This window comes from Rahnella perminowiae (assembly GCF_019049695.1).
Taxonomy (GTDB): Bacteria; Pseudomonadota; Gammaproteobacteria; order Enterobacterales; family Enterobacteriaceae; genus Rahnella; species Rahnella perminowiae.
In genome coordinates, this window is sequence record NZ_JAFMOT010000182.1 from 119,825 (window position 1) to 133,451 (window position 13,627).

Annotated in this window: 12 protein-coding genes; 3 read left to right on the forward strand and 9 right to left on the reverse strand. The window is 53.2% G+C overall.

What is annotated here, in order from left to right; genetic code table 11:
• Nucleotides 1–12: 12 nt before the first annotated feature.
• From citE to J1781_RS17150, 5 genes are all read right to left on the reverse strand, one after another.
• Nucleotides 13–888, reverse strand: coding sequence for a citrate (pro-3S)-lyase subunit beta (gene citE, locus J1781_RS17130; protein ID WP_129952573.1), 876 nt, complete (start codon nt 886–888; stop codon nt 13–15).
• Nucleotides 885–1,175 carry a citrate lyase acyl carrier protein gene (gene citD / locus J1781_RS17135; RefSeq protein ID WP_129991166.1) on the reverse strand — a complete coding sequence of 97 codons (291 nt, stop codon included), beginning with the start codon at nt 1,173–1,175 and terminating at the stop codon, nt 885–887. The genes citE and citD overlap by 4 nt, the downstream gene beginning before the upstream one ends.
• Nucleotides 1,176–1,190: 15 nt before the next feature.
• The gene (citC, locus tag J1781_RS17140; protein WP_129991165.1) at nt 1,191–2,285 is read right to left on the reverse strand and encodes a [citrate (pro-3S)-lyase] ligase; all 1,095 of its coding nucleotides are present in this window, start codon (nt 2,283–2,285) and stop codon (nt 1,191–1,193) included.
• Between the two features lie 86 nt (nt 2,286–2,371).
• A complete protein-coding gene (locus J1781_RS17145) occupies nt 2,372–3,259 on the reverse strand; it encodes a fumarylacetoacetate hydrolase family protein (protein ID WP_217233921.1) in 888 nt (295 codons plus the stop codon).
• Between the two features lie 36 nt (nt 3,260–3,295).
• The gene (locus J1781_RS17150; protein ID WP_129991164.1) at nt 3,296–4,660 is read right to left on the reverse strand and encodes a 2-hydroxycarboxylate transporter family protein; all 1,365 of its coding nucleotides are present in this window, start codon (nt 4,658–4,660) and stop codon (nt 3,296–3,298) included.
• 427 nt (nt 4,661–5,087) lie between these two features.
• Between J1781_RS17150 and J1781_RS17155 the strand changes: the two genes are divergently transcribed.
• Nucleotides 5,088–6,689: an ATP-binding protein gene (locus tag J1781_RS17155; RefSeq protein ID WP_408004162.1), complete on the forward strand. Its 1,602-nt coding sequence runs from the start codon at nt 5,088–5,090 to the stop codon at nt 6,687–6,689.
• Complete coding sequence (locus J1781_RS17160; RefSeq protein WP_165383722.1) at nt 6,689–7,375, forward strand: response regulator; 687 nt, start codon at nt 6,689–6,691, stop codon at nt 7,373–7,375. The genes J1781_RS17155 and J1781_RS17160 overlap by 1 nt, the downstream gene beginning before the upstream one ends.
• A 10-nt stretch (nt 7,376–7,385) precedes the next feature.
• Here the strand turns inward: J1781_RS17160 and J1781_RS17165 are convergent, their stop codons facing one another.
• Together J1781_RS17165 and J1781_RS17170 are read right to left on the reverse strand one after the other, a co-directional pair.
• Nucleotides 7,386–8,816 (reverse strand): EmmdR/YeeO family multidrug/toxin efflux MATE transporter, encoded by a 1,431-nt coding sequence (locus J1781_RS17165; protein ID WP_129952580.1) that lies wholly within the window; start codon nt 8,814–8,816, stop codon nt 7,386–7,388.
• Nucleotides 8,817–9,046: 230 nt separating this feature from the next.
• Entirely contained in the window at nt 9,047–10,495 is a 1,449-nt protein-coding gene (locus J1781_RS17170; RefSeq protein WP_129952581.1) for an AMP nucleosidase, read from the reverse strand.
• A gap of 127 nt (nt 10,496–10,622) precedes the next feature.
• On the opposite strand from J1781_RS17170, the gene J1781_RS17175 reads away from it, so the two are divergent.
• Nucleotides 10,623–11,264 carry a glutathione S-transferase family protein gene (locus tag J1781_RS17175; protein ID WP_217233923.1) on the forward strand — a complete coding sequence of 214 codons (642 nt, stop codon included), beginning with the start codon at nt 10,623–10,625 and terminating at the stop codon, nt 11,262–11,264.
• 65 nt (nt 11,265–11,329) lie between these two features.
• Here the strand turns inward: J1781_RS17175 and shiA are convergent, their stop codons facing one another.
• Together shiA and J1781_RS17185 are read right to left on the reverse strand one after the other, a co-directional pair.
• Entirely contained in the window at nt 11,330–12,649 is a 1,320-nt protein-coding gene (gene shiA / locus J1781_RS17180; RefSeq protein ID WP_129991163.1) for a shikimate transporter, read from the reverse strand.
• Between the two features lie 219 nt (nt 12,650–12,868).
• Entirely contained in the window at nt 12,869–13,567 is a 699-nt protein-coding gene (locus tag J1781_RS17185; protein WP_129952584.1) for an RluA family pseudouridine synthase, read from the reverse strand.
• Between the last annotated feature and the right edge of the window lie 60 nt (nt 13,568–13,627).

The window sequence follows — 13,627 nt, forward strand, 5'->3', positions numbered from 1 at the left end:
CAAAATTAAAGGCTAGCGACGGATACCGGATGCGCTGGCGCGTTCAAGTACCACCTGCGCATGGTTGATGATCGGGCCATCGATCATCTTGCCGTTGAGCGAAATCACGCCCAGCCCGTTGCGCTCGCCTTCTTCTGCGGCGGCAATCACCCGGTGCGCATAGTCCACATCTTCCTGCGTCGGCGCGTAAGCGTTGTGTAACAGCTCAATCTGTCGCGGATTGATCAGGGATTTGCCGTTAAAGCCCATTTTGCGGATCAGCTCCACTTCACGCAGGAAACCGGCCTCATCATTAATGTCGGAATACACCACGTCGAAGGCGTCAATTCCGGCGGCACGTGCCGCGTGCAGCACGGCGCAGCGGGCATAAAACAGTTCGGTGCCGTCGCCGCGCTCGGTTTGCATATCCATCACATAATCGAAAGCCGCCAGCGCAATGCCGATCAGACGCGGCGAACAGCGGGCGATCGCCACGGCATTGATTACACCAATAGCTGATTCGATGGCGGCCATCACTTTGGTGGAACCGACTTCGCGCCCGCAGGCCTTCTCGATGCGTTCGATATGCGCTTCCAGCTCAAAAATATCGTCCGGCGTATCGGTTTTGGGTAAGCGCACCACATCCGCACCCGCCCGTACCACGGCCTCCAAATCTTTAAGGCCAAACGGTGTACTGAGCGGGTTGATACGCACTACGGTTTCGATATCGCGATACATCGGGTGTGAAAGCGCATGGAAAACTAAAATGCGTGCCGTGTCTTTCTCACGCAGTGAAACGGCATCTTCGAGATCAAACATGATGGAGTCAGGGCGATAAATGAATGCCGTGGATAACATGGCGGCACTGGCCCCCGGCAGGAACAGCATGCTGCGGCGGAGTTTTTTCATCGTAACATCTCCCAGTTAATCTCTTCAGCCTGTGCCGCACGCAGTACTGCACTTTGTACCCGGGCACGAATGACGCAATCCAGTGCACCTTTGTCTTCAATAATCACCAGACCCGCGATAACACCGAGTGTATTCAGGGTGTCATTCACGACACGGCGGATCTGATCGCCAAACTGTTTGGCGACTTCACTGCTGATCACCACATTCAGCTCACTGGCCGGGGCGATTTTTACCAGTAAATCGCTGGATTCAACCGTTCCTGCCAGCGCCTCCTTCACAATTTTCATGGGTTTTTCCTGCTGTTAACAAAGTGAGGGTGAAATAATAAGAACATCGCCATGCACCGGATCCGCGGGCGCAGTGGCGGAATAATGTTGCTCAAGGTGGGCGTAAGTACTGGGCGGAACAATGTCGCGGATACGCGGTAACTGATGCGTCCGGAGCAGCGCACGCACTTCAGATGCCGAAATTGCCCTGCCGCTGGCATGACGTTTGCGGGGCAACTCAGTCACCTTCAGCGGTTGCGACGCCAGGCGGGCAGGTGCTTCCAGCCAGTCATGCATGTCGCAGTTGTACTGATGAGTCACCGGACAGAAAGGTTCGCTGCCCACAAAACGATGCGTAATCCCTAATGCCGGGGCGATGTACTGACGGAAAATCAGCAAATCCATCACGCTCCACGCCTGATTCACCAGCCCCGCATCCTTGAGGAAATAGCCGGGAAAGGTTGCGCGGGAGATTAGGTATTCAGAACCGACATGCACCGTCACGTTGGGCAGGTCCGCGACCCCCATACGGACCATTTCAAGACGTTCCTGAAACGGGAAATACGACACGTCTTCGCTTACCACAAAGACATGCAGCCAGTCGCAGGTTGCTGCCGCCTGTTCGGTGAGAAAGCGATGCCCGAGAGTGAACGGGTTGGCGTTCATCACCACCGCACCGATGCGCTGGCCATGATGATAATGGCGCTGTAAACCGCAGCAGTACTGACTGATGCCCACGGGTGTGTTTTCCATCAGCACGGCGACGTCATCCCACTGGACCAGCGGGTAAAACCCGCAGCCACGAAAGCGCTCCCGATTTGACGGCCGGGTGTACAGAAATAAATGGAATTTTCCGCCAGATACCGCCAGATTTTCCACTTCACCCAGCAATCTGGCGCTGAGGTTTTCGCCGCGCCAGTCGGCAGCCACGGCAACGCATTTGATAATGTTGCTGACCAGACCTGCGCATCCGACCAGCCGGCGGCCCGAGCAGGCCACCACGAACTGCTCTATGTCGTCATCCATACCTAACTGGCTTTGTTGCAACAAGGCGCGGATATCCTCCAGCATGCCTTTCGGTGGCTGGCTGACAGAGATGACATAAAAGTCGGGTTCGTCACGGCTGAACATAATGCATTCCTGATGTCTGATGTAAGTCGACGCAATGTTTAAAACGCCGGGCTGAATGCCCGGCCAGGTCAGTTGGTTTTAAGAGGTTAGTGAGCCGCCCGGGCATGGCTCACCTGACGGCCGGCGGCAACCTTGGTTTCTGCCGCAACAATCACATTGCTGAGATGACCAATCTTTTCAATTTCTACTTCGATGCGATCGCCGGGTTTCATAAACAGCGGCGGTACGCGCTTTTTACCTACCCCACCTGGCGAACCGGTAATGATCACGTCACCGGCACTCAGTGAGGTAAAGGTGCTGATGTACTCAATCAGTTCGGCAACGTTGTGGATCATGCTGCGGGTGTTGTCGTCCTGCACCATGTGACCGTTCAGCCAGGTGCGGATTGCCAGTGTGTGCGGGTCTGGGATCTCATCGGCCGTGGTCATCCACGGCCCGAACGCACCGGTCTGCGGCCAGTTTTTACCGGCGGTAAACCAGGTGTGCTGCCAGTCGCGGGCGGAACCGTCCATATAGCAGCTGTAGCCGGCGACGTGCGCCAGGGCGTTTTCGCGGGAAATATTTTCCCCGGCAGAACCGATAATCACTGCCAGTTCACCTTCGTAATCAAATTCGACAGAACGGCTCGGTTTGATGACGGGAGAAGCGTGGCCGGTTTGTGAATCAGCAAAGCGGACGAACAATGTCGGTGCCGGATTATGCTGGTCAAATTCTTTGCGTTTTTCGGCGTAGTTCATACCAACACAGAGAATTTTTTCCGGATTCTGGATGACCGGCAGAAAAGTCAGATCGTCGATATCCACATCTGCGGGCAGGGTCGCCAGCTCCTGAGCCTGTGCCAGTGCATTGCCTGCCAGCAGAGCTTTGAGGTCCGGATAACGCTGACCGAGATGGCGACCAAGGTCGATCATGCCGTGCCCGGTTGCGATGCCGTAGGACTTGCGCCCCTGATAAAGATAACTTGCCAGTTTCATAAAAATATCCTGAATTAAAAAAGAGTTAGCGCGGCATCAGACGAGGAAGTTGCCGAGCACCAGCAGGGCAACCGAGACATTAATGGCCCCGCCAATACGTGTGGCTATTTGGGCAAATGGCATCAGTTGCATGCGGTTACCGGCAGTCAGAATGGCGACATCACCGGTACCGCCCTGGCCACTCTGGCAGCAGGAAACGATGGCGACATCAATCGGGTGCATGCCAATTTTCTTGCCGACGAAAAAGCCGGTGGTGACCAGCGCTGCAACAGTGCTGACAATGACCAGCAGATTAGAAATCGTGAATGCGGCAACCAGTTCATTCCACGGTGTGATGGCGACACCGACGGCGAACAAAATCGGGTAAGTGACGGAAGTCTGGAAGAATTTGTACACCACCTGAGAACCTTCGAGCAGGCGGGGAGAAACGCCGTGCGCCAGTTTCAGGCCAACAGCCGCAAACAGCATCCCGACCGGTGCAGGAAGACCAATCAGCTTGTGTAACAGCATGCCCACCATATAAAGCAGAACGGCCAGTAATGCACCTGAGGCAATGGTCGTGACATCGGTTTTACCGCCAGCCACTGTCGGCGTGTTGCTTTCCGTTGTGGCATTTTTAGCAGACGGCATCAGCTGACCTTCGCCGGTGAGGTGTGGATAGCGTTTACCTAGCTGATTGAGAGAACCGGAGATAACGATAGCCGTCAGGCTGCCCAGCATCACGATAGGCAGGATGCGACCCAGCGCCACACCCTGGTCCATGTGTAATAAGGTTGCGTAACCAATGGACAGCGGGATGGCACCTTCACCCACGCCACCGGCCATGATCGGTAAGATCAGGAAGAAGAAAATCTGAAAAGGTTCCATGCCCAGCGCCAGACCGACCCCCATCCCGACCAGCATGCCAACCACTTCGCCGCACAACATTGGGAAGAAAATACGCATGAACCCCTGGATCAGCACTTTGCGATCCATGCTCATGATGCTGCCCACGATAATGCAGCAGATGTAGAGATACAGAATATTGGTGCTTTTGTAGAACTTGGTGGTGGACTCCACCACGACATCCGGCAGCAGGCCGTAATAGACCAGCGCGGAAGGAATGAACGTGGCGCAAATCGCCGCAGCGCCCATCTTGCCGATAAAAGGCAGACGCTTGCCGAACTCGCCACAGGCAAACCCAAAGAACGCTAACGTGGCGACCATCACCACGATGTCGCTCGGCAGTTTGCCGTCAAGACAATCTATTGCGATAAGTAGCCCCGCCATGGCGAACAGCGGTAACGGAATAATGCCGATTTTCCAGGTATCGAGAATGTGCCACCATTTTTCTTTTAATGAGAGCTGTTTAACGCAGGAAGATCCCGCAGTAACAGAATAGGTGTCGTCAGTTGTACTCATTATGAATCCCCTGTGTCAATTTGTGCAGGGAGTATAAGAGTAATGCTGACCGGTAATATGTGAGGTGCCGCAAATTAGAAAAGGTGTTTTAAAGGAGTGAAAGGTTTTTATGGTTTTAATTAATTTAAAAACTCAGGTCGCTATTATTTTTCGTGGTTTTTATGGTGTTATTTGCAATTATAATATTACTGTTAATTTATGGTGAAATAGCTGTTGTGAATTATGGGGTTAGTCGCCTAGGCCCTGACGCGCCTGATGATGTTATGCGGCATGCCTCGCAACTTTAATCCTTCACGCTGACGCAAATACCGGGGCGTGATAATATCTTTGTACTTTCTATTAATATCACTGTCTGGTTATAGGTTTCCCGATGCGGTTTCGGCCTTCTTTTCAGATAAAGCTATTCATTTATCTTGTCATGCTATTTATGACACTTTTTTCGATAGCGGGCATTTATTACTATTATGATATAGAACGTCAGTTATATGAAGATATGGGTATTCGTGCAAAAGTTCAGGCAGAGGAAATTGCACTTATTCCTTCATTAATTACCGCCGTTGAAAATAAGGATGTTCCGGCTATTAACCATTTAATGATGAGTATTTCTGCACGTAGTGATGCCAGTTACATGGTGATAGGCGATGGTAAAGCAATACATCTGTTTCATTCGATTTATGCTGACCGTGTGGGGAAAATGCTGGTCGGGGGAGACAACGGGGATGTGCTGGCGGGCAGAAGCACCACCACCATCCGGCTGGGAGGTATCGGCTTATCGTTGCGCAGTAAGGCACCGATCATCAACGGGCAAGGCAACGTGGTCGGTATCGTTTCTGTGGGGTATCTCACCAGCCACATCAATAACCTGACTATCGAAAAAGTCATCCGTATTTTGCTGGCCGCCGCCACTTTGCTGCTGGCGTTGTTTACCTTCTCATGGTTTTTTTCACGTTCGATTAAACGGCAGATGTTTTCGCTGGAGCCCCGTGAAATCGGTTTGCTGGTGCGTCAGCAAAAGGCGCTGATGGAATCGATTTACGAAGGTGTGATCGCTATTGATGCGCAGTTGCGGGTCGCGGTCATCAACCAGGCGGCCAAAAAATTGCTCAGTCTTGACGTGCCGTCCCGTGAACTGCGAGGTCAGCCGCTCGGGCAGGTGATTGCGCCGGTCAGTTTCTTTGATCCGCAGGTTATGCTGGAAAAAGATATTCACGATGAAATCTGCCTGTTCAACAACCTGACAGTGATCGCCAGCCGGGTACGGATCATGCTGGAAGACCAGCTCCAGGGGTGGGTGATCACTTTTCGGGATTGCAGCGATATCGACCGGCTCAGCATCCAGCTAAGCCAGGTGCAGCGTTATGCCGATAACCTGCGGGTGATACGCCACGAACAGCTCAACTGGACGGCAACACTCGCCGGGCTCCTGCATATGGGACGTTACGACGAGGCGATCCGCTATATCGAAGCTCAGTCTGAAAGCGCGCAGGAATTGCTGGATTTCGTTTCGGCGCGATTCTGCTCACCAAAATTATGCGGTCTGTTACTCGGAAAATATGCCCGTGCACGGGAAAAAGGCGTTGAGCTAAAATTTGATCCCGCCTGTGAGTTAACGCATCTGCCTGCCGCGCTCAGTGAAACCGAACTGATGTCGATCATTGGCAATCTGCTGGATAACGCCATCGAAGCCACATTACTGCGCGGCAATGAAGCCGGGCCGGTAGACGTGTATGTCGTTTCCGGCACAGATGATCTGGTGATTGAAGTCGCTGACCATGGCATCGGGATAGCGCCGGAGCGGCGCGGGCAGATTTTTTCGCTGGGGGTGACATCCAAAACACAAGGCGATCACGGTCTGGGCCTGCATCTGGTTGCCAGCTATGTCAGCCATGCTGGTGGCACTATTGAAGTGTCTGACAATCCGCCAACTGGCGCTGTTTTTTCGGTTTTTATTCCACACCACCGCCCTGAAGAACAAAGTGGCTTTATGCCGGTAAATCCCCGTCCAGAAGCACTGGAAGAGAGCAAATGATGCAAGCTGAAATGATTGACGTAATGATTGTTGAAGATGAAAGCCAGCTGGCACAACTGTATGCCGAGCTGATTGATAATCATCGCTGGTTGCGGCTGGTAGGCAGGGCCACCACGCTGCATGAAGCAAAAGTGCTTATCGAGGAAAAGCATCCGCAATTGCTGTTGCTGGATAACTATTTGCCTGACGGACAGGGAATTTCATTGATAGAGGATGACCTGCTGAAGAAAACGCACTGTTCGGTAATTTTTATCACTGCCGCCAGCGATATGACTACCTGCAGTCAGGCTATCCGCTGTGGTGCGTTTGATTATATCCTCAAACCGGTTTCGTGGAACCGGCTGCAACAATCGCTGGATCGCTTTATCCAGTTCAGCCAGACCCAGCGGACATGGAAAGTGGTGGATCAGCAAAACGTAGACAGTCTTTATCAGCTACAGGCGAAGGATTTTACGCCGAGAGCGGGCAATAAAGGTATCGAGGAAAATACGCTGAACCTGGTGGAAGGCATCTTTATGCAGAATGCCGGACGCTGTTACTCAGTCGATGAGGTGGTCAGCGAAACGAGGTTGAGTAAAACCACCGCCCGCCGCTATCTCGAACACTGTGTGCAAAAAGGGGATTTAAAGGTCGAAATGCTGTACGGGAAAATCGGCCATCCCCGCCGGATGTACCGGCGGGCATAATCCCGGCGAGTCATTCTGTCCTTTTGGCCTTCGGGTATTTCCACAACCAGCGGCCGCTGGCCATACGCCAGTAAAAAAACAGGCCGCGCACGATCCAGTCGAGGAACATCCCCAACCAGATGCCGACTACGCCGAAACCTAGTACGATACCGAGGAAATAGCCCACCACAATACGACAGCCCCACATCCCGAGCATAGAAACATACATCGTAAAGCGGGCATCACGCGCCCCCTTCAGGCCAGCAGGCAGCACCCACGAGGCCGCCCAGAAAGGCATAAAAGCAGCATTCAGCCAGATCAGGATTTTTACCACGTCGATAACGTCTTGCTCATTGGTGTAAAACCGCGCCAGCAAACCGGCAAATGGCACCGAAAGTAAGGCCAGCACACACAGCCCAAAGGTAGAAAGCCAGAAAATATGGCGCAGCTGACGCTCGGATTGGGCAATCTGTCCTTTGCCCAGACGTGTCCCGACGATAATGGTTGAGGCTGACCCCAGCGCATTCCCCGGCAGGTTGATCAGTGCGGCAATTGAAAACGCAATAAAGTTACCGGCAATCACATTGGTGCCCATGCCTGCGACAAAAACCTGCGTCAGTAATTTACCGCCGTTAAACAGCACCGATTCGATACTGGCCGGAATACCGATCCCCAGCACTTCACGCAAAATGTTGGTATTGAGCGGCAGTAAATAGCTTTTCAGGGAGATTTTCAGTGAAGGATTAAAACCGACCATCAGCACAAAAATAACCGCAATCGCACCGATATAGCGGGCAATGGTCAGCCCCAGGCCGGCACCGATAAAGCCCAAACCGTGCCAGCCGAAACAGCCATAGATCAGTACGCTGCTGATCACCAGATTAAGGATGTTCATCCCGCCGTTAAGTAGCATCGGGATTTTGGTATTACCCGCACCGCGCAAGGCACCGGAACCGATCAGTGCGATAGCCGCAGCCGGATAGCTCCAGCTGCTCATTTGCAGGTAAGACAGCGCCAGTTCTTTTACCTCCGGCTCGGCATTACCGGCGATCATGTCAATAATCACATGCCCGGAAAATTGCAGAAGTATCGCCAGCAGGACGGCAAAAACGGTCATGATCGCCAGTGACTGACGGGCTGCCGCACGGGCGCGCTCATGGTCGAGTTTACCCAGGCTGAACGCAACCACGACGGTCGTACCCAGATCGACGGCGGCGAAGAATGAAATCACCACCATGTTGAAACTGTCGGCCAGGCCCACTCCGGCCATCGCTTCCTTGCCCAGCCAACTGACCAGAAACGTACTCAGTACGCCCATTAGCAGAACGCAGGCATTTTCGAAGAAAATAGGAACAGCGAGGGGCGTGATTTCACGCCAGAACAACGTACGGTAAGAACGCCGTTTCGGATACCAGGGCGTGCGCTCGATGGCTTTGCGCAAAGAGACGATGACGTTTTGCAAGAGAGTTCCAGTGTGACAGAAAGTAGAACAGCGTTTTAAATTATGATGGTAAAAGACTCTGCATTATGCAAAGTCTTTTTTTAGGAAATCCTTAATTCCCCGTCATATTTCGTGCCGCAGATGCGTCGGCTGCGTTTAATGACCCGAATCACTTACTGAAGGTAAGCTCATCGGGATTATCAAATTTGCTGCCGGCAACACGAACTGTTTAGGGGAAGTCAGCGTGGTGATCAGCGGAAAGGGGGTTCGTTAAATGTCCGCAGTTTACGTGAATGCAGGTGATCGCCCTCGGCGCGCAACAGGTCAATGGCGCAGATACCAATTTGCAGATGTTCTGAAATGGCACCTTCGTAGAATTTGTTTGCCTGGCCGGGCAGTTTGATTTCTCCGTGCAGCGGTTTATCAGAAACGCACAACAACGTGCCGTAAGGCACCCGGAAGCGGTATCCCTGTGCGGCGATGGTGGCGCTTTCCATATCGACGGCAACGGCACGACTGAGATTAAAGCGCAGCGCTGACGCGGCATAACGCAATTCCCAGTTACGGTCGTCGGTGGTCACGACCGTGCCGGTACGCAGGCGTTGCTTGACTTGCTCACCCGGCATGCCGCTCATCATTTTGGTTGCGTCATACAAGGCACGTTGCACTTCAGCAATGCTTGGGATCGGGATATCCGGCGGCAGTACAGCATCCAGCACATGGTCGTCACGCAAATAAGCGTGAGCCAGAACATAATCACCGATCGACTGTGTTTCCCGTAATCCGCCGCAGTGACCAATCATCAGCCAGACATGCGGGCGCAGAACCGCCAGATGATCGCAAATGGTTTTGGCATTGGCCGGACCGACGCCGATATTGACCAGCGTAATTCCCGCACCGTCGCGGGCAATCAGATGATAGGCGGGCATCTGGTGTTTTTTCCAGGCCAGATCGGAAACTGCCTGTTCAGGGTTTTGCGTTTCGGCTGTAATAAATACGCTGCCTGCGCAGGCCAGTGCTTCATAAGGACTTTGCGGATCAGCAATCTGCGCACACGCCCAGCTGACAAACTCATCGACATACCGGGTGTAGTTGGTGAACAACACGTACGGCTGAAAGTGTTCGATAAGCGTGCCGGTGTAATGACGCAGGCGTGCCAGCGAAAAATCGGCGCGCAGCGCATTGAAATGGGACAGCGGAAAGGTGTCGCCGGGATAATGCAGGCCGTCAGCGGTTTCATCGCCAATCTGCGACAGTTCGGTGGTCGGGAAATGTTTCGCCAGCCCGGCACTCATCGATCGGTCAAGCATCAGATCAGAGCCGTCAATCACATATGAATAAGGAATTTCCTGTTGTGACGGCACCACTTCGATAACCGCGTCATATTCCTCGCCCAGCAGGGAAAGCTGTTCCAGCAGATAGTGACGGAACAGCTCAGGGTGCGTGATGGTATTGGCATAACGGCCTGGATGCGAAAAACGGCCATAAGCGCGGGTCGGGTTTTTGGCTGGCGTCACGCCATCCCAGCTGACACGCAGTTCCGGATAAACAAACAACCCGGCAGCACGCGCCGTGATATCAGGCAGCGCACCCTCAACGATGAAATCTTTAATCGCATTCCGCAGTGCGGCGACAGAATCGTTGTACATTTCTTCGAGCTTCTCAATCGCCTGTGAAGGAGTGAGGGACTTGTTATCCATACGCTTTTCCTTTGTGCTTCATTTATCATCATTCATTCTAAATATGGCTTGTCTGCACGGTGCCGCCAATGTTTTATTAGGGTACGGGAGCCAGATGGTGCTTTTATGAACGAACAGGGGGAAGTGAATGATCCGGGTATGGGGCAGAAAAACATCGTCAAATGTGCAGGCGCTGATGTGGTGTATCGGAGAATTAGGGCTTGCGTATGAAAGGACCGATATCGGCCATAAATACGGTGGTAATGACACCCCGGAATTTCTGGCGATGAACCCCAACGGTACGGTTCCTGTGATCCGCGAGGGTGAAGGCCAGCTGCTGTGGGAAACCGGTGCCATCCTGCGTTATCTGGCCGGGAAATACGGCACTGATGAATTCTGGCCGCAGGACCCTGAACGGCGTGCCGAAACAGATAAATGGACGGAGTGGGCAAAAATCGGTGTCGCGATGAACTTCACTGTGCCGGTATTCTGGATGGTAGTAAGAACGGCGGCTAAAGATCAGGATCATCAGGCATTAGAAAAATCATTGCAGAATCTTAATAAGAAGCTGGCGATTGCCGAAGCGCAGATTGCCCGGCATGGTTACCTTGCCGGAAGTGAATTCACCCTGGCCGATATTCAGTTTGGCCACAATTTGTACCGCTACTTCGATATTGCCATTGCACGACCGTCCTTCCCGGCTATCGAGCAGTATTACGAAAAACTCACCCAGCGTCCGGCATTTGCGGAACATGTAATGGTGTCTTACGAGGAATTGCGGGTGGTGTAAATCTGCTTCAAATGCTAAAAAGCCCGCTTATATTTTTAAGCGGGCTTTTTTAAATGGCCTGTGTTTCAGCGGTGCACGGGTGTCTTCATAAAAATCGCCGTAAGGGCGGAAAGCAAACAGCCCGCCATCAGATAAATGGCGACGGAATGCCATTCACCGCCGGAGAAATTCAGCAATGCGGCCGCAATAAACGGCGTAAACCCACCGCCCACTACGCTGGCAACCTGATAACCTACGCCTGCACCGCTGTAGCGATAACCCGCACCGAACATTTCCGTAAACATGGGTTGCTGCACGCAGACCACCATATCGTGAGCGATATTTGCCAGCAACAGCGAGAAAATCACCACGCCGGCAATTGAACGTGCTTCGAGTGCCATAAAGAACGGGAAAGCGCTCAGCGCGCCGACTACAGCGCCGGTGATGTAGATGCGGCGGCGACCATAACGATCCGCCAGCCAGGCGAACAGGGGAATTGTCAGGCAACTGATACCGCCGACCAGCAGCCCGATATTCAGAAACAGCTCACGCGACAGCCCCAGATTATGCGTCGAGTAGTTAAGGGCGAACGCAGTGACTATATACATCGTCAGCAGTTCGCACAGGCGCAGAAGGATGATTTTCAAAAAAGCCCCGGGATGGCGAAACAGCGCTTCAAATACCGGCAGTCGCTTTTTGGCCGCTTTGGGTTGCCCGACCTGAGCACGTTCGAACTCGGCGGACTCTTCCATGCCCTTACGCACCCACAGCGCGCCGATCACCAGCACAACGCTGAACAGAAACGGCAAACGCCAGCCCCAGCTCAGGAACTGCGCGTCGGTGGTCAGGCTGCTTATCAGCGACACCAGACCGGTAGCGAGCAGCAGGCCGACACCATATCCCATCTGGATCCCGCTGCTGTAGAACGCTTTTTTGCCGGAAGGCGCACTTTCAACCGCCAGCAGTGTCGCGCCACCCCATTCACCGCCCACGGCAAATCCCTGAATGGCGCGCAGGATGACCAGCAGAGCCGGAGCCCACCAACCGATCGTGGAGAAAGCGGGAAGAATGCCGATACAGGCTGTGGCAATGCCCATGATCCAGACAGTCATCATCAGCATGCGTTTGCGGCCCAGACGATCGCCGAAATGACCGAAAACAATGCCGCCGAGCGGACGAAAGAGAAAGCCGACACCGAAGGTGGCAAAGGCGGCGAGCGTACCCATTGCCGGGTCGATTTGCGGAAAAAATTCACTGTTAAACACTAATGCTGCGGTAATGCCGTAGAGCAAAAAATCGAACCAGTCTACGACCGCGCCAACGAAGCTGCCCCAGGCAGCACGGCGGGCACGGTGATATGAAGGTATCTCCTCATCGGGGCGGGAGGCAGTGAGCATGGAGTCCATAATTGTCCTGTCTGTTCGTCAGTATTCTAAAATTTTCGTTATTAAAATCGGTATTCGTTATTAAAATTGGTAAAAGTATTCACCTGGCTTACATGCAACAAAAGAAAAACCGCTACTGAGACTACAGCGTCAACCTCCCGGTTAAAAACGCTTTTCAAAACAAAAGGGCAAAGTCACGCAGACAATCGGACGGGCGGGGCGTGACAGAGCGTTTCGTTTTCAGAACGGGCTGGCATTGCGGGCTTCGATCCGTTCTCCGCTGACGGGATGAACAAAATGCAGTTCACTGGCGTGCAACATCAGTCGCGGAGCCTGTTCAGTGCCCGGCAGCAGGCGTCCGCCATACAGGTCACAGCCCAAAATAGGGTGGCCCAATTGCTGACAGTGAATGCGAAGCTGATGAGTGCGTCCGGTTTCCGGGGTCAGTTGTACCCGGGTCAGTGGCAGTAACGCGCCATTTTCCTGCTCATGATAAAAGCGCTCAACGACCCGGTAGCCGGAGCGGGCGGGCTTGCCATGGATGGCGCAAATCGACATCAGCGGAAACAGCGCCGGGTCTTTGGCAATCGGTGCGTCTGCCACCCCGTCGTTATGTTCGAGATGTCCGCAGAGCAGGGCGCTGTACTGTTTGGTCACTGTGCGCTGGCTGAATTGCTGACAGAGTGCGGCATTGATAGCTTTATTACGCGCAATCACCATCAGACCGGAAGTCCCGAAATCCAGACGGTGGACCAGCGTACAGCCGGGAAATATCTTGACCAGCCGGTGATGTACGGAATCAAGGTTTTGCGGATTTTTCCCCGACAGGCTGAGAAGTCCGGCAGGTTTATTGATAAGCACCAGATGTTCATCCTGATAGAGCGTTTCGATGGGGTCATAACAAGGCGGGGCAATAAAAGTATCGATAATCGCAGACATCGGGTTACCCGGATGAGGAGTGGAAGCGGATAATAGCGAATTTTAAACCGGGTGGCGAAT